The sequence below is a fragment of the Agromyces marinus genome (assembly GCF_021442325.1).
Lineage (GTDB): Bacteria > Actinomycetota > Actinomycetes > Actinomycetales > Microbacteriaceae > Agromyces > Agromyces marinus.
The window spans coordinates 2,169,488-2,189,495 of record NZ_CP087879.1; the positions used below are offsets into that span (position 1 = coordinate 2,169,488).

Sequence of the window (20,008 nt, forward strand, 5' to 3'; positions counted from 1 at the left end):
CGGGCCCGCGGGCCCGCCGAACGGGCCCCCGGATCAGCGGTCGGCGGCGTCGAGCCACTTCTCGACGAGGTGGTCCGCACGCACCCTGCGGATGGTGCCCGAACGACCGCGGAGCACGATCGACTCGGTGCGGATGATCGGCCCCTTCTTGCGCACCCCGTCGACCAGTTCGCCGTCGGTCACCCCGGTCGCGACGAAGAACGTGTTGTCGCCGCGCACGAGGTCGTCGAGTTCGTACACCTGGTCGCAGTCGAGCCCGGCGGCTTCGCCGCGCTCGCGCTCGGCCGCGTCGCCGGGTGCGAGCCGGCCCTGCATGAACCCGCCGAGCGCCTTGATGGCGCACGCGGTCGTGATGCCCTCGGGGCTGCCGCCGATGCCGACGCACATGTCGATGCGCGACTCGTAGCGCGCCGCGTTGATGCCGCCCGCGACGTCGCCGTCGGAGATCAGGCGCGTTCCGGCGCCCGCCTCTCGGATGTCGGCGATGAGCTGCTCGTGGCGGGGACGGTTGAGCACCGCGACGCGCAGGTCCGAGACCTCGCGTCCCTTGGCCTTCGCGAGCGCCCGCAGGTTCTCGCCGATGGGCTTGCGGATGTCGACGACGCCGCGGCCCGAGGCATCCGTCACGATCTTGTCCATGTAGAAGACGGATGACGCGTCGAGCATCGTTCCGCGATCGGCCACGGCGATGACCGACAGCGCGTTCTGCCGCCCGGCAGCGGTCAGCGAGGTGCCGTCGATGGGGTCGACGGCGATGTCGCACGCGGGACCGCGGCCGTTGCCGACGTGCTCGCCGTTGAAGAGCATGGGCGCCTCGTCCTTCTCGCCCTCGCCGATCACGACGACGCCGTCGAAGTCGACGGTGCTGAGGAACGCGCGCATCGCGTCGACCGCCGCGCGGTCGGCGCCGATCTTGTCGCCGCGGCCGATCCAGGGGTAGGAGCGGATGGCGGCGGCCTCCGTCGCACGCACGAGCTCGAGCGCGATGTTGCGATCGGGGTGCTCGTGCATCAGGTCGCTGTCCGTGCTCGCCATCGAGGGCCTCCTGGTGTGGGTCGTGTCCGCGCGGCTCTGCTGCCACCGCACGTTCGAGCCTACTGAGGCGAGCTCGCCGACGACGGGCCGGGGGCCTCCCGACGGGTGAAAGTTCGTGCGTTCTTATCGCCGGCGTCGAGTCCTCCGCGGCGGCATCCGTCACGTACCTGAGCCGTCCTCGACGCGTCGCTAGACTCGTGGGCGTTCCCACTTTCTTCCCGAAGGAGCAGGTCATGCCCATCGCAACACCCGAGCAGTACGCCGAGATGCTCGACACCGCCAAGGCCAAGGGGTTCGCCTACCCGGCCTTCAACGTCTCGAGCTCGCAGACGCTCAACGCGGTGCTGCAGGGCCTGACCGAGGCCGGCTCCGACGGCATCATCCAGGTGACCACGGGCGGGGCCGACTACTTCGCGGGGCACACCGTGAAGGCCCGCGCGGCCGGTGCGCTCGCGTTCGCGAAGTTCGCGCACGAGGTCGCCAAGGCGTACCCGGTGACCGTTGCCCTGCACACCGACCACTGCCCGAAGAACGCGCTCGACGACTTCGTGTTCCCGCTCATCGCCGCATCCGAGGAAGAGGTCAAGGCCGGCCGCAATCCCATCTTCCAGTCGCACATGTGGGACGGCTCGGCGGTTCCGCTCGATGAGAACCTGCGGATCGCGCAGGAGATCCTGCCGCGCATGAAGGCGATCCACGCGATCCTCGAGGTCGAGATCGGCGTCGTCGGCGGCGAGGAAGACGGCGTCAAGCACGAGGGCTCGAACGAGGCGCTCTACACGACCCTCGACGACGCGATCTCGACGGTCGAGGCGATCGGTCTCGGCGAGCAGGGCCGATACATGGCCGCGCTGACGTTCGGCAACGTGCACGGCGTGTACGCGCCCGGCAACGTCAAGCTCCGCCCCGCGCTCCTGAAGGAGATCCAGGACGGCCTGGCTGCCAAGTACGGCACCGGCCCGAAGCCGCTCGACCTCGTGTTCCACGGCGGTTCGGGCTCGACCGACGCCGAGATCGCCGAGGCCGTCGCGAACGGCGTCATCAAGATGAACATCGACACCGACACCCAGTACGCGTTCACGCGCTCGGTCGCCGGCTACATGCTCGCCAACTACGAGGGCGTGCTCAAGGTCGACGGTTCCGTCGGCAACAAGAAGCAGTACGACCCGCGCGCGTGGGGCAAGGTCGCCGAGTCGGCGATGGCCGTGCGCGTCGGCGAGTCGACCCGCCAGCTCGGCTCGGTCGGCAACTCGATCTCGGCGTAGGGCAGCGGATGACACAGGACGAGGCCGCACGGAACGACGCGCAGGGGCAGCCGGCCGAGGGCGCCGCTCCCCCGCCGCGCGATGAGCGGCCTCGTCCGCGCTACGGCGAGTACGCGCCGGAGGGCTGGTCGTGGACGCCGCCGGGTGACGAGCGGGCGGATGCCGCGGCATCCGCCCCGCCCCCACCGCCCGCACCGGCACCGGGCACCGCTCCCGGCCGACCGGCGACGCCGGACCCGGCGACGGCGACCGACCGGCCGCGGCGCCCGGTGGACCGCTTCATCACGATGGCACTGCTCGTGTTCGGCGCCTTCGGCGCGTGGAACACGTCGGTGAGCCTGCAGCAGCTGCCCGCCGCGATCCAGAACGTCTACACGCAGCAGGGCATCGGCACCTATGCGCCGCAGGCGTGGCTGCCGACGCTCGCGATCATCGGCACGGTGTTCATGCTCGCGCTCTACGCGGCGGTGCTGGGGTGGTCGATCGCACGGCTCCGGGCGCGCAAGGTGGCGTTCTGGGTGCCGCTCGCCGGCGGCGCGGTCGCGTTCCTCGCCACGATGGTGCTGACCTCGATCGTCTTCATGACCGACCCGACGTTCCAGGCGTACATCGCGGGCATGGCCGGCGGCTGACGCGGCCGCGCGGGCGCACCGGGCGCGCGCAGCGCCCGCTCGGGCGCACCGGCGCGGGCGCGGCCTCGCCTCAGCGGGTCCGTCCGCCGAGCGCCCGCGCATCGCGGTTGCCCTGGAGGTCCTTGCGCAGTTCCTTCGGGAGCGAGAACATCAGGTCCTCCTCGGCCGTCTTGACGACCTCCACGTCGGCGAAGCCGGCGTCGGCGAGGTCGATGAGCACTTCCTGGACGAGGCCCTCGGGCACCGACGCACCGCTCGTGACGCCGATCGTGCGCACGCCGTCGAGCCACTCCTGGCGGATCTCGGTCGAGTAGTCGACCCGGTACGCCGCTTTCGCCCCGTACTCGAGCGCGACCTCGACGAGTCGGACGCTGTTGGAGGAGTTCGCCGAACCGACGACGATCACGAGATCGGCGTCCTGTGCGACCTTCTTGATCGCGACCTGGCGGTTCTGCGTGGCGTAGCAGATGTCGTCGGACGGCGGGTCCTGGAGGTTCGGGAACCGCTCGCGGAGCCGTCGCACGGTCTCCATCGTCTCGTCGACGCTGAGCGTCGTCTGCGAGAGCCACACGACCTTGTCGGGGTCGCGGACCTCGATGTTCGGCACGTCGTCCGGGCTGTTCACGAGCGTCACGTGGTCCGGAGCCTCGCCGGCGGTGCCCTCGACCTCCTCGTGGCCCTCGTGGCCGATGAGCAGGATCTCGTAGTCGTCGCGCGCGAAGCGCACGGCCTCGCGGTGCACCTTGGTCACGAGCGGGCAGGTCGCGTCGATCGCGTGCAGGCCGCGCTCGGACGCCTCGTTCACGACCGCGGGCGAGACGCCGTGGGCGCTGAAGACGACGTGCGCCCCCTCGGGGACCTCGTCGACCTCCTCGACGAAGATCGCGCCGCGCTTCTCGAGTTCGGTCACGACGTGGATGTTGTGCACGATCTGCTTGCGCACGTAGACGGGCGCGCCGTAGTGGTCGAGCGCCTTCTCGACCGCGATGACCGCACGGTCGACGCCCGCGCAGTACCCTCGGGGCGCCGCGAGGAGCACCCGCTTGCCCCCGTCCACGGGGATATCCTTGAGCCGGCCGCGCACGCTCGGGATCCGAGGCATGCCGAGGTCGATTCGCGGTGCATCCGTCAAGCTCGTCACGGATGCCATCCTACGCGGGCGGTGATGACGAGCCGCTGGGAGGCGCATGGCCGAGGGACCCACGACCCGCGAGACCCCCTGGGCCGTCGCCACGCTGTCGGGCAAGCTCAAGGAGTACCTCGACCGGCTCGGCACCGTCTGGGTCGAGGGCGAGATCACCCAGTGGGGCGTCTCGGCCGGCAACGTCTACGGCAAGCTCAAGGACCTCGAAGCGGATGCCACGGTGTCCTTCACCGTCTGGTCGTCGACGCGTGCCAAGCTCACCGAGCAGTTCAAGGCCGGCGACCACGTCGTGGCCCTGTTCAAGCCGAACTGGTGGGTCAAGGGCGGCTCACTCACGATGCAGGTCTTCGACCTCCGGCACGTCGGCATCGGCGACCTCCTCGAGCGGCTCGAACGACTTCGTGCGACGCTCGCGGCCGAGGGGCTCTTCGCGCCCGAACGCAAGCGACGGCTGCCGTTCCTTCCCGGCGTCGTGGGGCTCGTGACGGCCCAGGGCAGCGACGCCGAACAGGACGTGCTGCGCAACGCGCGCCTGCGCTGGCCCGCCGTGGAGTTCCGCACCGCGTACGCCGCCGTCCAGGGTGACCGGTGCCCGCCCGAGGTGGTCGCGGCCATCCGGCGGCTCGACGCCGACCCCGAGGTCGAGGTCATCATCGTCGCGCGCGGCGGCGGCGACTTCCAGAACCTGCTGGGCTTCAGCGACGAGCGCGTCGTGCGGGCGGCGTCCGCGGCATCCACCCCGATCGTCAGCGCGATCGGCCACGAGGCCGATCGGCCGCTGCTCGACGAGGTCGCCGACCTGCGTGCGTCGACGCCGACGGATGCCGCCAAGCGCGTCGTGCCGGACGTCGCCGAGGAACTGGTCCGCGTCGGGCAGGCGCGCACGCGACTGCGCATGCGCGTGACGACGCTGATCGGCCATGAGATCGATCGGCTGGGCCACCTGCGATCGCGGCCCGCACTCGCGGACCCGGCGTGGATGGTCGAGCGACGCTCGGAGGAGATCACGCGGTGGGTGGCGCGGGGTGCGGAGCTCGCCGACCGGGCGATCGAGCGGGCGCACGTGCGCACCGTCGAACTGCGGTCGCAGCTGCGCGCGCTCTCGCCGCTCGCGACCCTGCAGCGCGGGTACGCGATCGTCCAGCGCGAGCACGACGGCGTCCTGACCGACCCGGAGCAGGCGCCCGAGGGCACCGCGCTGCGCATCACGCTCGCGGGCGGCCGACTGTCGGCCAGCTCGCGGGGAACGGTCGGCGACGGCGAATAGAATGCCAGCCATGCCCTCCCCCTCCACGGATGTCGCCGAGCTCAGCTACGAGCAGGCCCGCGACGAGCTCGTCCACGTCGTCGCCGAGCTCGAGCAGGGCTCCGCGACGCTCGAGCAGTCCCTCGCGCTGTGGGAGCGCGGCGAAGCGCTCGCGCAGCGTTGCGAGGAATGGCTCGTGGGCGCGAAGGCGCGCCTCGATGCGGCTCGCGCCGGCGCGGTCGGGGCGGATGCCGCGGGCGCGTCGGCCGGAACGGACGACGCCTGATGGCCGCACGCGCCCCGCGGGTCGTCGCCGAGCTCGGCCGCCCGGAGACCCCTGAGGAGACGGCGGCGCGCCGGGCCGACGCCTCGCGCAAGCACCGCCAGCGCCAGACCCTGCGCAACCTCCTCGGCTCGCTCGTGGCGACCGTCGCGGGCGTCGCCCTCATCGTGCTGCTCGTGCCGCGCAGCGATACGCCGATCGAGCGCGACGTCGACGTCGCGGCCGTCGCCGAGCAGGCCCAGGCCGGCATCGAACCCGAGCTGGCCGTCCCCGACCTGCCCGACAGCTGGCGCTCGAACGCCGCCGAACTGCGCCAGCGGGAGTCCGACGGGATCACCGCGTGGTACGCGGGGTACCTCACGCCGGGCGACGAGTACGCGGGCTTCTACCAGGGCCTGGGGGCGAACCCGACCTGGACGGCCGACCTGCTCAAGAACACCATCGCCACGGGCGTCGTCACGATCGACGGCGTCGAGTGGACCGTGTACGACAACCGCGAGACCGACGCCGATGTCGGAAATGCGCGCTACGGCCTCGTCACCGAGGCGGGCGAGAGCACGTTCGTGCTGCTCGGCACCGCCTCCCCCGAGGAGTTCGAGACCCTGGCCGGCGCGATCGCGCCGACCGTCGCCGCGCAGCGATGAGAGGAGCGGCCGTGAGCCGACCCGAGACCCCCCGCCCGAGCACCCCCGCCGAAGCCTGGAGCGCACTCCGGGCCGGCAACGAGCGCTTCATCACCGGTGCGCCGCAGCATCCGCGACAGGACGTCGAGCGCCGGCACGAACTCGCCGACCACCAGAAGCCGCTCGTCGCGGTCTTCGGCTGCAGCGACTCGCGCCTCGCGGCCGAGATCATCTTCGACATCGGTCTCGGCGACGCGTTCGTCGTGCGCAACGCCGGCCAGGTCGCGTCGGACTCGGCGATCGGCTCGCTCGAGTACGCGGTCGGCGTGCTCGAGGTCCCGCTGATCCTCGTCCTCGGGCACGACAGCTGCGGGGCCGTGCGCGCGGCGATCGATTCGCAGGGCGACGAGGCCGCACCGCTTCCCGCGCACATCCAGGGACTCGTCGACGGGATCGTCCCGGCCGTGCGCAAGGTCTGGGGTTCGCCGGACGGCCCGATCGACACCGCCGGCATCGACGCGGGCTTCGTCGGCCGCGAGCACCTCCGGAACACCGTGGGCGAGCTGCTCGAGCGTTCCGAGCTCATCAGCGACGCGATCGCAGCGGGTACGCTGGCTGTCGTCGGCGCGAACTACCGGCTGGCCGAGGGCCGCGCCGAGACCGATATCGTCGTCGGTCGCATCTGACGCCTCAGGCGACGCCGCCTCCGGCGTGCCGCAGTTCCAATCGAAGGGGAGCAACCGTGGTGGACAACGCCGCCGAGTACCGGATCGAACACGACACGATGGGCGAGGTGCGCGTTCCCGCGGCCGCGCTCTACCGTGCGCAGACGCAACGGGCGGTCGAGAACTTCCCGATCTCCGGCACCGGACTCGAGCCCGCGCAGATCTCGGCGCTCGCCCGGATCAAGAAGTCCGCGGCGCTCGCGAACGCCCGGCTCGGCGTGCTCGACGCGCAGCTCGCGCAAGCGATCGCCGACGCGGCCGACGAGGTCATCGCGGGAACCCACGGATTCGCCGAGCACTTCCCGGTCGACGTGTTCCAGACCGGCTCGGGCACCTCGTCGAACATGAACATGAACGAGGTCCTCGCGACCATCGCGACGCAGAAGCTCGGCAGCGCGGTGCACCCGAACGACCACGTGAACGCGTCGCAGTCCTCGAACGACGTCTTCCCGACATCCGTGCACATCGCCGTCACCGCCGCCCTCATCGACGACCTCGTCCCCGCACTCGACCACCTCGCGGTCGCGCTCGAGGCGAAGGCCGAGGCATGGGCGGGCGTGGTCAAGGCCGGCCGGACCCACCTCATGGACGCCACCCCGGTGACCCTCGGCCAGGAGTTCGGCGGCTACGCCCGCCAGGTCCGCCTCGGCATCGAGCGGGTCCGCAGCGCGCTGCCCCGCGTGGCGGAGGTTCCGCTCGGCGGCACCGCCGTCGGCACGGGCATCAACACGCCGGCCGGGTTCCCGCAGCTGGTCATCGAGCTCCTCCAGCAGGAGACCGAGCTGCCCATCACCGAGGCGGCCGACCACTTCGAGGCGCAGGCCAACCGCGACGGCCTCGTCGACGCGTCGGGCGCGCTGCGCACCATCGCCGTGAGCATCACGAAGATCTGCAACGACCTGCGGTGGATGGGGTCGGGCCCGAACACGGGTCTCGGCGAACTGCTCATCCCCGACCTGCAGCCGGGCTCGTCGATCATGCCCGGCAAGGTCAACCCCGTCGTGCCCGAGGCGGTCCTCATGGTCGCCTCGCGGGTCATCGGCAACGACGCGACGGTCGCCTGGGCGGGCGCGTCGGGCTCGTTCGAGCTCAACGTGCAGATCCCGGTGATGGGCACGGCCCTGCTCGAGTCGATCCGCCTGCTGTCGAACTCGGTGCGCGTGCTCGCCGACAAGACCGTCGACGGGCTCGAGGCCAACCTCGAGCGCACGACCGCCCTCGCGGGCATGTCGCCCTCGATCGTGACGCCGCTGAACAAGCTCATCGGCTACGAGGCCGCGGCGAAGATCGCGAAGCACTCGGTCGCCAAGGGCATCACGGTCCGCGAGGCCGTCATCGACCTCGGCTACGTCGAGCGGGGCGAGCTCACCGAGGCGCAGCTCGACGCCGCACTCGACCTGCTCTCGATGACCCGCCCGACCCAGGCGTAGCCCCCGCGCGGCGCGCCCGCGCGCCGCGCCCCACGCGCTGCGCCCACCTGCCCGCCCGCCCGCTCCCGCGCGCGCCGCACCCTGCGCCGATCTGCGCCACTTCGCCGCCCTGCGCACACGTGAAGTGGCGCAGCCGGCGCCGAAGTGGCGCGAACCGCGGGCGCGGGCGGGGCGTGGACCTCTGTTCAGGCGGACGACGCGCCCGAACGGCGCGGAGGCGCGGGGATCAGCCGAACGGCGGCGGCGATCCCCGCGGCGACCCAGACGACGGCGAGCAGCGCCCCGGTGCCCGCGGCATCCCCGCCGGAGGTCATGAAGGCATCGGCGATCGAAATCCCCATGCCGAATCCGGCGACCCAGACGCTCAGTCCGACTCCCGCGACGGCCACGAGCGCAGTGCGGGCGATGCGCCGGGCGTCCAGCCGGACGAGCACCCCGCGCCGTCCGGCGAGCGCGACCGCGACGAACACGAGGGCGAGCATCACCCACCCCGACGCCCACACCGCGACCAGCGTCGCGGGCCACGCCGGCGACTCCCCCCGTGCGACCATCGTGGCGTACAGGTCGGCGAGCGGCACGCCCGGCACCTTCGCGAGCGGGTTCCACACGAGCACGTGGAGCACTCCCGCGGCCGTCGCGCCGAGGACGGCGAGCGCCGAGAGCAGTGCCGTGAGACGGAGACCGACCCGGCCCGGGATCCCGGGCCGGGTCGCCCGCGCCGCAGGATCAGGGTCGGTCGGCCAACCCGCGGCGACGACGAGCACGATCCACCCGAGGACGAGCCCGGCCGCGAGCACGGTGACGAACCCGGCGAACAGCACCGCCCCTGCCGCCACCGGCACCCCGAGTGCGATCGCGCAGATCACGACACCGCGCACCACGGGAGGTCGGGATCGCGCCGAGCGGGCGGCTACGATGCAGCACCCGGCGACACCGACCGCGCCGAGCGTCGCGGCGAGCGCGATCGCCACGACCCGTATGGCGGAGCCGACCGAGGAATCGAATCCCGCGGTCAGGAACACCCCGACCAGCAGCAGCGCCGCGGTCGCGAGCGCGGTCAGCGCCCACCGCCCTCCGCCGCCCACGCCGAACCTGCCGGCCGCGGGTGCGCTGTTCATGAGATCACCGTACCGAGGTGGCGCCCGGAACGAGCCGGAACAGGTAGGCGAACGCCGGGCGCGTGTACGCGATCCCTCGTCCGCTCCTGCGGATGAGTTCCGGATCCGCAGCCGACGGGTTCACCGGCACGAGATAGCGATCCAGCTCGCGGCGAACCACTCGGTACCTGCCGTCCCGCTGATCGACGGCGGCGACGATCTCGAGGTCGGGATCGAGTGCGGCGATGCTCGCGTCGCCGTGGCTGGAGTTCGCCAGGAGCAGGCCGCCGGGCGAGAGATGGCGGCGGCAGTGCTCCCACACCGGCCCCGCGTACAGCGAGATCAGCAGATCGTACGCGGCGTCGGCGAGCGGAAGCGGATCCGTGTAGTCCGCGTGGAGGAACCTCACCTCCCGCCGATGCGACGGGTCGGAGTCGAGCTCCGCCGCCACGCGATCCGCGTCGGCGAAGTAGCGCGCCGCTCGCCGATCGATGTCGACGTACGTGACCGAGTCGATGGCGGTCGACGGCGACAGATCGAGGTACGAACCGGGATACAGCGCGTGCCGGATCGGCCAGGTCTCGGCGATCGCTGCGAACAGCTGGGATCGATCGCCGATCGACTCGCGGTACGAGGTCCACGACGGTGCGGGCCGTCCGGGCATCCCTACGCGAGCTCGGCCCCGTCGAGCATCTCGCTCACGAGCGCCGCGATCGCCGAGCGCTCGCTCCGCGTGAGCGTGATGTGCGCGAAGAGCGGATGCCCCTTGAGCGTCTCGATCACGCTCGCGACCCCGTCGTGCCGGCCGACGCGAAGGTTGTCGCGCTGCGCGACGTCGTGGGTGAGCACGACGCGCGAGTTCTGGCCGACGCGGCTGAGCACCGTGAGCAGCACGTTCCGCTCGAGCGACTGCGCCTCGTCGACGATCACGTAGGCGTCGTGGAGCGACCGCCCGCGGATGTGGGTCAGCGGCAGCACCTCGAGGATGCCGCGGTCGACGACCTCGTCGAGCACGTTGTCGGACACGAGCGCGCCGAGCGTGTCGAACACCGCCTGCGCCCACGGGTTCATCTTCTCGCCCTGGTCGCCCGGGAGGTACCCGAGCTCCTGCCCGCCGACGGCGTACAGCGGGCGGAACACCATGATCTTCTTGTGCTGACGCCGCTCGAGCACGGCCTCGAGTCCGGCGCACAGCGCGAGCGCCGACTTGCCGGTGCCCGCGCGCCCGCCGAGCGAGACGATGCCGACCTCCTGGTCGAGCAGGAGGTCGATCGCGAGGCGCTGCTCGGCCGAGCGCCCGTGCACGCCGAACGCGTCGCGGTCGCCGCGCACGAGCCGCACCTCGTCGCGTCCGACGACGCGCGCGAGCGCGGAGCCGCGATCGGAGTGGATGACCAGGCCCGTGTTCACCGGCATCCCCTCGACCTCGGCGGTCGTGAGTCGTTCGTGCTCGTAGAGGTCGGCCATCTCGTTCGAGCCGAGCGTGAGCTCGGCCATGCCCGTCCAGCCAGAGTCCACCGCGAGTTCGGCCCGGTACTCCTGCGCGTCGAGGCCGATCGACGCGGCCTTGATGCGCAGCGGCAGGTCCTTGGAGACGACCGTCACCGCGAGCCCGTCGTTGGCGAGGTTCAACGCGCACGCCAGGATGCGGGAGTCGTTGTCGTTGATCTGCAGTCCGCTCGGCAGCACCGACATGCTCGAGTGGTTCAGCTCGACCCGCAGCGAACCACCGTCGCCGACCGGGATCGGGAAGTCGAGTCGTTCGTGCTGCACGCGCAGGTCGTCGAGCAGCCGCAGCGCGGCGCGCGCGAAGTAGCCGATCTCCGAGTCGTTCCGCTTGGCCTCGAGCTCGGTGATGACGACCACCGGCAGCACGACGGCGTGCTCGGCGAATCGGAACAGGGCGCGCGGGTCCGACAGCAGCACCGACGTGTCGAGCACGTAGGTGCGTTCGGCCTGCGCGGCGCCCCCGGGGGCCGACTCGTCGGGATGCCGCGCGTGCGACGTCTCCGACTCGAGGGGACCGAGGGGCTTGATGGGATCGACAGAGGTCACGACCGCTCCTGCCCCGAGCTCTCGCTCGGCTCACGCGCCGGCCGGCGATCCTCCCACGAGCGGTTCACGAGCCGACTCGATCAGGCGACTTGCCCGATGCCCTGACGGTACGTCCGCCCGGCGACATCCGTCGGCGCGACACGCGGCGCGACATCCGCTGTTCACCGGAGAACCCGGCCCGCCCCGGCGCCTCAGTACGTCGCGGCGGTGCTGAACGACACCAGCGCGCCGCGCAGCATCTCGAGCGTGTGATCCTCGAGCGCCGCGTGCACGCTGAGGCGGACCGTGCTCAGGCGCGTCGTCGCGGTCACGCCGTGGTTGTGCAGCGACGCCGAGAGGACGGTCACGTGCTCGGGTTCGGGCTCGAGCACGACGATCCCGGCGCGCTCGCGCTCGTCGCGCGAGCTCGCAACGGGCACCGCGAATTCGTCGGCGAGGTCGATGACGCGGCTGACGTTCTCGGCCACGCGCGCATTGACCGCCGGGACGCCGACCTCGGCGAGTTCCTCGAGCGACGCGGCGAACCGGGCCGCGGCGATCGGGTCGGGGTTCGACACGCGGAACGCCCGCGCCCCCGCGGCCGGCGGCGGCACCTCGTCCCACACCTCGTCGTCGGCGGTGCCGGTGAACCCGGAGAACACCGGGGTGAGCTGCTCCGCGGCGCGTTCCGAGAGCACCATGACACCCGTCCCCCACCCGGCGCGGCACCACTTCTGCCCGCCGGTGACGACGACGTCGGCGAGCTCCCACGGCGCGTCGACGACCCCGAAGCCCTGGATGGCGTCGACGATGAGCATGCGATCGCCGATCACCTGCCGGATGCCCTCGAGGTCGCAGAGGTAGCCGGTGCGGCTGTCGACGAGGCTCACCGCGACCGCGGCGACGTTCGCCTCGAGTTGGCGCTTGATGCTGCCGGGCGTGACCTTGCCGTGGTCGGTCTCGAGCCAGGCGGGCTGCACGGAGTGCAGCGCCTCCTGCGCGCGGACCGCTGCGATCGGCACGCTCGGGAACTCGTGCGGCGAGAGCAGCACCGTGCCGGTCAGGCCGAACATCGCGTGCATGAGCCCGGTCGTGGTGTTGGGGATCGCGACGATGCGCTCGTCGGGCGTGCCCGTGAGCGCGGATGCCGCGGCGCGCAGGCGCGCGTCCTGTTCGCCGAACACGTCGACGCTGGAGTGCCGGGCGCGCTCGAGCACTTGCGTGAGTGCGAGCGTCTCCTCGGCCGCGACCCGCGAGAGCGGGCCGACGCGGGCGTAGTCGAGGTAGCCGGGCTCCTCGGTGAATCCGGCGAGGTAGTCGTCCATGCTCACGTGATGTCGCCCCCTTCTGACGAGGCTCAATAGTGGCAGATCCGCACCGCCGAGCGGTGCGGTCAGCTGCCGAAGCGGCGATTGCGTCTGGTGTAGTCGCGGATGGCGCGGAGGAAGTCGACCTCGCGGAGGTCGGGTCCGAGCGCCTCGACGAAGTAGAACTCGCTGTGCGCGGCCTGCCACAGCATGAAGTCGCTGAGTCGCTGTTCGCCCGAGGTGCGGATGACGAGGTCGGGGTCGGGCTGGCCGCCGGTGTAGAGGTGCTCGCCGATGAGTTCGGGGGTGAGCGATTCGGCCAGGTCCTCGAGGCTGCGCCCCTCGGCGTGGTGGGATGCCACGATCGAGCGCATCGCGTCCGTGATCTCGCGGCGCCCGCCGTAGCCGACGGCGAGGTTGACGTGCAGCCCGCGCTTGCCGACGGTGCGGTGCTCGGCCGCGTCGAGCGCGGCGACGAGCGGCTCGGGCAGGCCCGCGTCGGAGCCGACGTGCTGCACGCGCCAGTCGCGGTAGTGGCTGAGCTCCTCCGCGAGTTCGGCGATGATCTCGATGAGGTCGGCGAGTTCGGCGGAGGTGCGGCTCGTGAGGTTGTCGCTCGAGAGCAGGTAGAGCGTGACGACCGAGATGCCGAGGTCGTCGCACCACTCGAGGAACTCGCGCATCTTCGCCGCGCCCGCACGGTGGCCGTGCGCCGCGGAGTCGAATCCGAGTTGCTTCGCCCAACGCCGGTTGCCGTCGATGATCATCGCGACGTGTCGTGGAAGTTCCGCCTGGTCGAGTTCCCGGCGGAGCCGGTTCTGGTAGAGCCGATAGAGGAGGCTGCGACCCAGGCGCTGATCGCTCGTCTGCACCCGACCACGCTACTCCCCCGCGCGGGCGATGGCTCACAGCCGCCCGTGATCGGCCGGACCTACAGTGTGAGCATGACCCAGCGCGAACCCGAGGACGTCGCAGAGCACCTGCACCGTCCGGTCTCAGAACTCGATCGCGCCGACGCCGCGGTCGCCGCCGACGAACGGCGCGACCCGGGGCTGCCGAACCTGCCCCTCATCGATGCGTCTCCCGAGCATCCCGGAGACCTGAAGCCCACCTGGCGCGGCTGGATCCACGCGGGCACGTTCCCGGTCACGATCGTCGCCGGGATCGTGCTCATCGTCCTGGCCGACGGCGCCGCCGCGAAGTGGGCGTCGGCGGTTTTCACCCTGACCTCGATGCTCCTGTTCGGCAACTCCGCGCTGTACCACCGCTTCGACTGGAAGCCGCGGACCAAGGTCGTCCTCAAGCGGATCGACCACGCGAACATCTTCCTGCTGATCGCGGGTACGTACACGCCGCTGTCGATCCTCGCGCTGCCGCCCGAGAAGGGCCTGGTCCTGCTCGCGATCGTGTGGGGCGGCGCCCTGCTCGGCATCGCGTTCCGCGTGTTCTGGATCACCGCGCCGCGATGGCTGTACGTCCCGATCTACCTGCTGCTCGGCTGGGCGGCCGTGATGTACCTCGGCGACCTGCTCGCGGCGAGCGTGGCCATGATGGTGCTCGTGATCGTCGGCGGGCTGCTGTACACGGTCGGAGCGATCGTCTACGGGCTGAAGAGGCCCAACCCGTGGCCGGGCCACTTCGGCTTCCACGAGATCTTCCACGTGTGCACCGTGCTGGCGTTCATGTGCCACTGGAGCGCGACGTTGATCATCGCGATGAACCCCGCCTTCCACGGCGGCTGACCCGCCGCCGAGGTGGGCGAGCCTCAGCCCGCGCGATCCTCCCGCGGCCCGGAGCCGTCATCGGGCGTCCCGGCGGGCTCGGCCCGCCCGGCGTCCTCGGCCCGCCCGGCGGGACCGGTGTCCTCGGCCCGATCGGCGTCCTCGACCCGCTCGGCATCCTCCGCGGCCAGGCGCTCCTGCGCCTCGGCCCGGTAGTTGACCCGGCGGATGCGACGGACCATGTCGAGCACGAGCAGCAGCACTCCGCCCATGACGAGGATCGTGACGAGGAAGCCGATGACGCCCGGAGTCACGTCGTTCGGGTCGAACTCCTCCTCGGCGGCGGCGACGAAGGTCAGGACCGACGCGAGCGCGGGGGTCATCGGCGGTCTCCGCGAAGGATGACGGCGGGCGCGACGAGCATCGGATTCCCTTCAGGGAGACGGGGTTAGGCTTGGGGTCAAGCCTAGACGATCGAACCGGGAGGAGCCGGGGTGCGCCCACGCGAGCACGCCGATGCAGCGGCGGAGGACGCCGCGCTCGACGGGACCCCGCCGACCGGTGGCCGGGCCCACGACGCCCGCCCCGAGGCATCCGCCCTCGAGGGCCGGTACGGCCGCACTCCCGCACGCCGCCGCCGCGAGCGGTTCATCCTCTTCGGCGGGGCGATCGCGTTCGCGATCGTGCTCGTCTCGTGGGTGGTCTGGGCCGGCCTCGACGGAAGCCGGCCGCAGGTGCAGGCGACCGACCTCGGCCATCGCCTGCTCGACACCCGCGCCGTCGAGGTCACCTGGCGCCTGTCGGTTCCGGCAGGCACCGGGACGGCGTGCGCGGTGCAGGCCCTCAACGAGGACTTCACCGTAGTGGGCTGGAAGGTCGTGGAGATCCCGGCATCCGAGCGCCCGCTCCGCACCTTCACCGAGACGGTGCGCACCGCGCAGGAGGCCAACACGGGTTTGGTCTCGAACTGCTGGGTCGACTAGAATGAGTGATTCGCCCTGGCAGCCGCCGGGGCGACACGTCTATCCACCGGAGTGTGCACCATGGCGCAGGACGCCACCGTCACCTGGCTCACCCAGGAGGCCTACGATCGGCTGAACGCCGAGCTCGAGCACCTCTCCACCACCGGCCGTGACGAGATCGCGAAGCGCATCGAGGCCGCGCGTGAAGAGGGCGACCTCAAGGAGAACGGCGGTTACCACGCCGCGAAGGACGAGCAGGGCAAGCAGGAGGCCCGCATCCGCCAGCTCACCGACCTGCTGCGGCACGCCGAGGTCGGCGCCGCGCCCGCCTCGAGCGGCGTCGTCGAGCCCGGCACCGTCATCACCGCGATCGTCGCGGGCGACGAGGAGCGCTTCCTCATCGGCAGCCGCGAGATCGCCGGCGACTCCGAGCTCGACGTCTTCAGCGAGCAGTCGCCCCTCGGCGCGGCCATCATCGGCCTGAAGGTCGGCGACCGCGCGAGCTACACCGCCCCGAACGGCCGCGAGATCGCCGTCGAGGTCACGGGCGTCGAGACCTGGTCCGGTCAGTGACCGGTCGAGACCGAACGCGAACGGCCCCCTGAGCGGGGCCGTTCCGCGTTTCGGGGCGGCGGGGGCGTAGCGGATGCCGCGACCGCGTCACTCCTCGATGATCTGGGGTTCGTAGCCCGCGCGGCGCAGGACCTCGACGACCTCGGCCCGGTGGGCGGGCCCCCGGGTCTCGACCGACAGCTCGAGTGCGACCTCGGAGATCTGCATGCCCGCGCCGTGGCGCGTGTGCAGGACCTCGACGACGTTCGCCTTCGCCTCGGCGAGCAGTTCGGAGATGCGCGCGAGCTGGCCCGGCCGGTCGGGCAGGCCGATGCGGAGCGTCAGGTACCGGTCGGATGCCGCGAGGCCGTGCGCGATGACGCGCTGCATGAGCAGCGGGTCGATGTTGCCGCCCGACAGCACGACGACGACCGGGCCGTCGGCTTCGACCTTGCCGGTCATGAGTGCGGCGACGCCGACCGCGCCCGCGGGCTCGACGACGAGCTTCGCACGCTCGAGCAGGACGAGCAGCGCCCTGGCGATGTCATCCTCGGTCACGGTGACGACCTCGTCGACGCTCTCGCGGATGATCTCGAGGTTGAGCTCGCCCGGCCGGTACACGGCGATGCCGTCGGCGATCGTGGGCACGACCGGCACCGTGACGGCCTCGCCGAGCGCGAGCGAGGGCACGTAGGGCGCGGCGTTCTCGGCCTGCACGCCGATCACGCGGATCGACCTGCCGAGGGCCGCGGCCTTCTGCTTCATGGCGCTGGCCACGCCCGATGCGAGGCCGCCGCCGCCGATGGGCACGACGACGGTCGTGGCATCCGGTGCCTGCTCGAGGATCTCGAGGCCCAGTGTGCCCTGCCCGGCGACGACGTCGGCGTGGTCGAACGGCGGGATGATGGTCGCGCCCGTCTCGTCGGCGAACCGCGCGGCGGCCTCGAGCGTCTCGCCGATGGTCTCGCCGCTGAGCACGACGTCGGCTCCGTAGTCGCGGGTGGCCTCGAGCTTGGGCAGCGCGACGCCGACGGGCATGAAAATGGTCGCGCGGATGCCGAGTTCGCGGGCCGCGTAGGCGACGCCCTGGGCGTGGTTGCCGGCGGATGCCGCGACGACCCCGCGTGCGCGTTCGCCGGCCGAGAGCGCGGAGAGCCGGTTGAACGCGCCGCGCAGCTTGTACGACCCCGTGCGCTGGAGGTTCTCGCACTTGAGGTGGACGGGCGCGCCGATGAGCCGCCCGAGGTGGCGGGAGGTCTCCATCGGGGTGCGTCTGGCGACGGGGGCGACGGTGCGCTGGGCGTGCTCGAAGTCCGCGAGCGTCGGGCCGGGGATGACGGCGGCCTCAGGTGGCGCGGGCTGTGCGATCGGCTGCGCGGTCGTCTCGGGGGCGTGGTTCATGTCACCGTCCGTATCCGGGTTTCTGCGGCACCGTCCGCCAGAGCGGCGACCGGGTGAGTTCGGGTGGGTCGTCGCCCTTCCACCTGCCGCTGGCGATGTAGAGGATGATGACGTTGCCGACCGCTGCGACGGGGACGGCGAACAGGGCTCCGGGGATGCCAGCCAGCAGCGACCCGGTCGCGACGGCGATGACGACGCCGAGCGGGTGCACCTTGACCGCCGTGCCCATCACGAGCGGCTGCAGCACGTGGCCCTCGACCTGCTGGACGAGCAGCACGACGCCGAGCATCGCGAGTGCGATGCCCCAGCCCTCGTAGACGAGCGCGACGAAGACGGCGAGCGCGCCCGTGACGACGGCGCCGACGATCGGGATGAACGAGCCGAGGAAGACGAGCACCGCGATCGGGATCGCGAGCGGAACCCCGAGCAGCAGTGCGCCCGCGCCGATGCCGATGGCGTCGATCGCCGCGACGAAGATCTGCACCCGGACGAAGTTCTCGAGGGTCGCCCAGCCGGCCCGGCCCGCACCGTCGACCGCGGCGCGGGCACGGCGCGGGAAGATGCCGACGACCCAGGCCCAGATGCCGCGGCCGTCGATGAGGATGAAGAGCGTCGCGAACAGCGCGAGCAGCAGGCCCGCGAGGAAGTGCCCGATCGTGGAGCTGACCGAGAGCGCGCCCGAGAGCAGCACGTCGCTCTCGCTCTGCACGACCTGGACGATCTGCGCGACGAACGCGTCGATCTGGTCCGACGTGACGTGCAGCGGACCCTCGAGCAGCCACTCGCGGAAACCGTCCCAGGCGATGACGGACTGCTCGGCGAGGTCGGCCGAACCGCGAACGATCTGCGAGATCCCGAGGGTGAGCAGGCCCCCGACCACGGCGAGCGTCGCGACCATGGCGGCGGTGACCGCGAGCCACCTCGGCCAGCCGTGACGCTGGAGCCAGCGCGAGAACGGCACGAGCAGGGCCGACAGGAGCACCGCGACGAGGACGGGGATGATGACGAGCCGGAGCTGGATGACGAGGAACACGACGACAGCGAGCACGCCGCCGACCAGCAGGATCCGCCACGACCATGCCGCGGCCAGGCGCATGCCGTAGGGCACGGACTCCGCGGCATCCCGCACCGGCTCGGCCGGTCGTTCGGGCCGTTCGGACGCGTCCGATCTGCGCGCGCGTCTCCGGAACGCCCGCGAGGTCCCCTTCGCCTCCGTCACCGTCTCAGTCTAGGTCTGCGGGCATTCCCGCCCGGCCATGCGTGTCGGCCGTGCGGAGTACGCTCCGCATCATGGTCGATCAGGTCTCCCCCGCCCTCGCGCGCCGCATCGCGCTCGCCGCGCAGGGCTTCGGGCGCGCGGCCCCCGCCGCGCCGGGCACGCGCGCGCTCACGGGCGTCGTCGACCGGCTCGGGCTGCTCCAGATCGACTCGGTCAACGTGTTCGAGCGCAGCCACTACATTCCGGCGTTCAGCCGGATCGGCGCCTACGACCGTGCGCTGCTCGACCGGGTGGCGTGGGGCCGGCGCGGGCGGCTGGTCGAGTACTGGGCGCATCAGGCCGCGTTCATCCCCCGCGAGCTGTGGCCCCTGTTCGAGTTCCGTCGCGCCGCGTACCGCGCCGAGGGCGCCTCCGAGTGGGGCGGTTGGCTGGCAGAGAACCGCTCGCTCGCCGAGTGGCTGCGAGCCGAGCTGTCGACGAACGGCCCGATGCGTGCGAGCGAGATCGAGCACGATGCGAACGAACGGCGGGGGCCGTGGTGGGGGTGGTCGGCCGTCAAGCGGACCCTCGAGTGGATGTTCCGCACAGGCGAGGTCGTGTGCGTCGATCGCCGCCGCTTCGAGCGCGTCTACGCCCTCCCGGAACAGGGGCTCGAACCGCACCTGCTCGAGCACGGCCCGGCCGAAGCCGACTCGATCCGAGCCCTCGTCGAGCGGGCCGCAGCGGCGCTCGGCATCGCGACCGCTCCCGACCTGGCCGACTACTGGCGGATGACGCAGGCGCAGGTGCGTCCGGCGATCGCCGACCTCGTCGATGCCGGCACGCTCGTGCCCGTCGAGGTTCCCGGGTGGCGGACGGGCTCGCGGCCGAGCGCGGCGTGGGTGCACCGCGACGCGCGGCGTCCGAGGCGCGTCGAGGGCGTCTCACTGCTGTCCCCGTTCGACCCGGTGGTGTGGTTCCGGCCGCGCGCCGAGCGGCTGTTCGACTTCCACTACCGGATCGAGATCTACACGCCCGAGCCGCAGCGGCGGTACGGCTACTACTCGCTTCCGGTCCTCGTCGACGACCGCGTCGTCGCGCGCGTCGACCTCAAGAGCGACCGCTCGGCCCGCGTGCTGCGCGTGCAGTCCGCGTGGGCCGAGCCGGCGGCTCCGGCCGAGACCGCCGAACGCCTGGTCCCCGTGCTGCGCGAGGCGGCGGCGTGGCAGGGCCTCGACGAGATCACGGTCACGGGTCGGGGCGACCTGTCGGGCAGCATCGAGGGGGCGCTCCGGGCGGTCGCCTGAGCCTCCTGCGCATGCGCCGGTGCCGAGCGCCGGCCGCGCGAGCGGC

21 protein-coding genes are annotated in these 20,008 nt (G+C 71.9%); 11 read left to right on the forward strand and 10 right to left on the reverse strand.

Annotation, left to right across the window (positions count from 1 at the left end; genetic code table 11):
- Window positions 1–33: 33 nt before the first annotated feature.
- Window positions 34–1,035, reverse strand: a complete 1,002-nt coding sequence (glpX, locus tag DSM26151_RS10105) for a class II fructose-bisphosphatase (protein ID WP_234659430.1) — start codon at window positions 1,033–1,035, stop codon at window positions 34–36.
- 233 nt (window positions 1,036–1,268) lie between these two features.
- Between glpX and fbaA the strand changes: the two genes are divergently transcribed.
- Together fbaA and DSM26151_RS10115 are read left to right on the forward strand one after the other, a co-directional pair.
- Entirely contained in the window at window positions 1,269–2,300 is a 1,032-nt protein-coding gene (gene fbaA, locus DSM26151_RS10110) for a class II fructose-bisphosphate aldolase (protein ID WP_234659431.1), read from the forward strand.
- Between the two features lie 8 nt (window positions 2,301–2,308).
- Entirely contained in the window at window positions 2,309–2,932 is a 624-nt protein-coding gene (locus DSM26151_RS10115; RefSeq protein WP_234659432.1) for a DUF6264 family protein, read from the forward strand.
- A gap of 70 nt (window positions 2,933–3,002) precedes the next feature.
- Here the strand turns inward: DSM26151_RS10115 and DSM26151_RS10120 are convergent, their stop codons facing one another.
- Window positions 3,003–4,034, reverse strand: coding sequence for a 4-hydroxy-3-methylbut-2-enyl diphosphate reductase (locus tag DSM26151_RS10120; protein WP_234661866.1), 1,032 nt, complete (start codon window positions 4,032–4,034; stop codon window positions 3,003–3,005).
- Between the two features lie 85 nt (window positions 4,035–4,119).
- Between DSM26151_RS10120 and xseA the strand changes: the two genes are divergently transcribed.
- The 5 genes from xseA (at window position 4,120) to DSM26151_RS10145 (ending at window position 8,383) form a co-directional block, all read left to right on the forward strand.
- A complete protein-coding gene (gene xseA / locus DSM26151_RS10125) occupies window positions 4,120–5,343 on the forward strand; it encodes an exodeoxyribonuclease VII large subunit (protein WP_234659433.1) in 1,224 nt (407 codons plus the stop codon).
- Between the two features lies 1 nt (window position 5,344).
- Window positions 5,345–5,608: an exodeoxyribonuclease VII small subunit gene (locus DSM26151_RS10130; protein ID WP_234659434.1), complete on the forward strand. Its 264-nt coding sequence runs from the start codon at window positions 5,345–5,347 to the stop codon at window positions 5,606–5,608.
- Complete coding sequence (locus tag DSM26151_RS10135) at window positions 5,608–6,249, forward strand: DUF4245 domain-containing protein (RefSeq protein WP_234659435.1); 642 nt, start codon at window positions 5,608–5,610, stop codon at window positions 6,247–6,249. The genes DSM26151_RS10130 and DSM26151_RS10135 overlap by 1 nt, the downstream gene beginning before the upstream one ends.
- A gap of 11 nt (window positions 6,250–6,260) precedes the next feature.
- Window positions 6,261–6,914: a carbonic anhydrase gene (locus DSM26151_RS10140; RefSeq protein ID WP_234659436.1), complete on the forward strand. Its 654-nt coding sequence runs from the start codon at window positions 6,261–6,263 to the stop codon at window positions 6,912–6,914.
- A 98-nt stretch (window positions 6,915–7,012) separates the two neighbouring features.
- Entirely contained in the window at window positions 7,013–8,383 is a 1,371-nt protein-coding gene (locus tag DSM26151_RS10145) for a class II fumarate hydratase (protein ID WP_234661867.1), read from the forward strand.
- A 185-nt stretch (window positions 8,384–8,568) separates the two neighbouring features.
- On the opposite strand, the gene DSM26151_RS10150 is transcribed toward DSM26151_RS10145, so the two are convergent.
- The 5 genes from DSM26151_RS10150 to DSM26151_RS10170 all read right to left on the reverse strand — a co-directional run bounded on the left by DSM26151_RS10150 (window position 8,569) and on the right by DSM26151_RS10170 (window position 13,693).
- Window positions 8,569–9,501 (reverse strand): hypothetical protein, encoded by a 933-nt coding sequence (locus DSM26151_RS10150; protein ID WP_234659437.1) that lies wholly within the window; start codon window positions 9,499–9,501, stop codon window positions 8,569–8,571.
- Window positions 9,502–9,505: 4 nt separating this feature from the next.
- Window positions 9,506–10,144, reverse strand: a complete 639-nt coding sequence (locus tag DSM26151_RS10155; protein WP_234659438.1) for a class I SAM-dependent methyltransferase — start codon at window positions 10,142–10,144, stop codon at window positions 9,506–9,508.
- Window positions 10,145–10,146: 2 nt separating this feature from the next.
- On the reverse strand, window positions 10,147–11,517 hold the full coding sequence (locus DSM26151_RS10160) for a PhoH family protein (protein WP_407651040.1): 1,371 nt from the start codon (window positions 11,515–11,517) through the stop codon (window positions 10,147–10,149).
- Between the two features lie 209 nt (window positions 11,518–11,726).
- Window positions 11,727–12,839: an aminotransferase class V-fold PLP-dependent enzyme gene (locus DSM26151_RS10165; RefSeq protein WP_234661868.1), complete on the reverse strand. Its 1,113-nt coding sequence runs from the start codon at window positions 12,837–12,839 to the stop codon at window positions 11,727–11,729.
- A gap of 68 nt (window positions 12,840–12,907) precedes the next feature.
- Complete coding sequence (locus DSM26151_RS10170) at window positions 12,908–13,693, reverse strand: isoprenyl transferase (protein ID WP_234659440.1); 786 nt, start codon at window positions 13,691–13,693, stop codon at window positions 12,908–12,910.
- Between the two features lie 72 nt (window positions 13,694–13,765).
- Here DSM26151_RS10170 and trhA point away from each other — a divergent pair, with 72 nt between their 5' ends.
- Complete coding sequence (gene trhA, locus DSM26151_RS10175) at window positions 13,766–14,563, forward strand: PAQR family membrane homeostasis protein TrhA (protein WP_234659441.1); 798 nt, start codon at window positions 13,766–13,768, stop codon at window positions 14,561–14,563.
- A gap of 23 nt (window positions 14,564–14,586) precedes the next feature.
- Here trhA and DSM26151_RS10180 read toward each other — a convergent pair whose 3' ends face one another.
- Entirely contained in the window at window positions 14,587–14,925 is a 339-nt protein-coding gene (locus DSM26151_RS10180; RefSeq protein WP_234659442.1) for a hypothetical protein, read from the reverse strand.
- Between the two features lie 111 nt (window positions 14,926–15,036).
- Here DSM26151_RS10180 and DSM26151_RS10185 point away from each other — a divergent pair, with 111 nt between their 5' ends.
- Together DSM26151_RS10185 and greA are read left to right on the forward strand one after the other, a co-directional pair.
- Window positions 15,037–15,525 carry a DUF4307 domain-containing protein gene (locus tag DSM26151_RS10185; protein WP_234659443.1) on the forward strand — a complete coding sequence of 163 codons (489 nt, stop codon included), beginning with the start codon at window positions 15,037–15,039 and terminating at the stop codon, window positions 15,523–15,525.
- Between the two features lie 60 nt (window positions 15,526–15,585).
- The gene (gene greA / locus DSM26151_RS10190; protein WP_234659444.1) at window positions 15,586–16,077 is read left to right on the forward strand and encodes a transcription elongation factor GreA; all 492 of its coding nucleotides are present in this window, start codon (window positions 15,586–15,588) and stop codon (window positions 16,075–16,077) included.
- Window positions 16,078–16,164: 87 nt separating this feature from the next.
- Here greA and ilvA read toward each other — a convergent pair whose 3' ends face one another.
- Together ilvA and DSM26151_RS10200 are read right to left on the reverse strand one after the other, a co-directional pair.
- The gene (ilvA, locus tag DSM26151_RS10195) at window positions 16,165–17,457 is read right to left on the reverse strand and encodes a threonine ammonia-lyase (protein ID WP_234659445.1); all 1,293 of its coding nucleotides are present in this window, start codon (window positions 17,455–17,457) and stop codon (window positions 16,165–16,167) included.
- Between the two features lies 1 nt (window position 17,458).
- The gene (locus DSM26151_RS10200) at window positions 17,459–18,676 is read right to left on the reverse strand and encodes an AI-2E family transporter (protein ID WP_234659446.1); all 1,218 of its coding nucleotides are present in this window, start codon (window positions 18,674–18,676) and stop codon (window positions 17,459–17,461) included.
- A gap of 71 nt (window positions 18,677–18,747) precedes the next feature.
- Between DSM26151_RS10200 and DSM26151_RS10205 the strand changes: the two genes are divergently transcribed.
- Window positions 18,748–19,962: a winged helix-turn-helix domain-containing protein gene (locus tag DSM26151_RS10205; protein ID WP_234659447.1), complete on the forward strand. Its 1,215-nt coding sequence runs from the start codon at window positions 18,748–18,750 to the stop codon at window positions 19,960–19,962.
- Window positions 19,963–20,008 lie beyond the last annotated feature (46 nt).

What these genes read in the sequence shown, in the direction of transcription:
- glpX (WP_234659430.1), bottom strand. Translation starts at nt 1,035, where the DNA reads ATGGCGAGCACGGACAGCGACCTGATGCACGAGCACCCCGATCGCAAC.
- fbaA (WP_234659431.1), top strand. Translation starts at nt 1,269, where the DNA reads ATGCCCATCGCAACACCCGAGCAGTACGCCGAGATGCTCGACACCGCC.
- DSM26151_RS10115 (WP_234659432.1), top strand. Translation starts at nt 2,309, where the DNA reads ATGACACAGGACGAGGCCGCACGGAACGACGCGCAGGGGCAGCCGGCC.
- DSM26151_RS10120 (WP_234661866.1), bottom strand. Translation starts at nt 4,034, where the DNA reads ATGCCTCGGATCCCGAGCGTGCGCGGCCGGCTCAAGGATATCCCCGTG.
- xseA (WP_234659433.1), top strand. Translation starts at nt 4,120, where the DNA reads ATGGCCGAGGGACCCACGACCCGCGAGACCCCCTGGGCCGTCGCCACG.
- DSM26151_RS10130 (WP_234659434.1), top strand. Translation starts at nt 5,345, where the DNA reads ATGCCAGCCATGCCCTCCCCCTCCACGGATGTCGCCGAGCTCAGCTAC.
- DSM26151_RS10135 (WP_234659435.1), top strand. Translation starts at nt 5,608, where the DNA reads ATGGCCGCACGCGCCCCGCGGGTCGTCGCCGAGCTCGGCCGCCCGGAG.
- DSM26151_RS10145 (WP_234661867.1), top strand. Translation starts at nt 7,013, where the DNA reads ATGGGCGAGGTGCGCGTTCCCGCGGCCGCGCTCTACCGTGCGCAGACG.
- DSM26151_RS10150 (WP_234659437.1), bottom strand. Translation starts at nt 9,501, where the DNA reads ATGAACAGCGCACCCGCGGCCGGCAGGTTCGGCGTGGGCGGCGGAGGG.
- DSM26151_RS10155 (WP_234659438.1), bottom strand. Translation starts at nt 10,144, where the DNA reads ATGCCCGGACGGCCCGCACCGTCGTGGACCTCGTACCGCGAGTCGATC.
- DSM26151_RS10165 (WP_234661868.1), bottom strand. Translation starts at nt 12,839, where the DNA reads ATGGACGACTACCTCGCCGGATTCACCGAGGAGCCCGGCTACCTCGAC.
- trhA (WP_234659441.1), top strand. Translation starts at nt 13,766, where the DNA reads ATGACCCAGCGCGAACCCGAGGACGTCGCAGAGCACCTGCACCGTCCG.
- DSM26151_RS10180 (WP_234659442.1), bottom strand. Translation starts at nt 14,925, where the DNA reads ATGACCCCCGCGCTCGCGTCGGTCCTGACCTTCGTCGCCGCCGCCGAG.
- greA (WP_234659444.1), top strand. Translation starts at nt 15,586, where the DNA reads ATGGCGCAGGACGCCACCGTCACCTGGCTCACCCAGGAGGCCTACGAT.
- ilvA (WP_234659445.1), bottom strand. Translation starts at nt 17,457, where the DNA reads ATGAACCACGCCCCCGAGACGACCGCGCAGCCGATCGCACAGCCCGCG.
- DSM26151_RS10205 (WP_234659447.1), top strand. Translation starts at nt 18,748, where the DNA reads ATGGTCGATCAGGTCTCCCCCGCCCTCGCGCGCCGCATCGCGCTCGCC.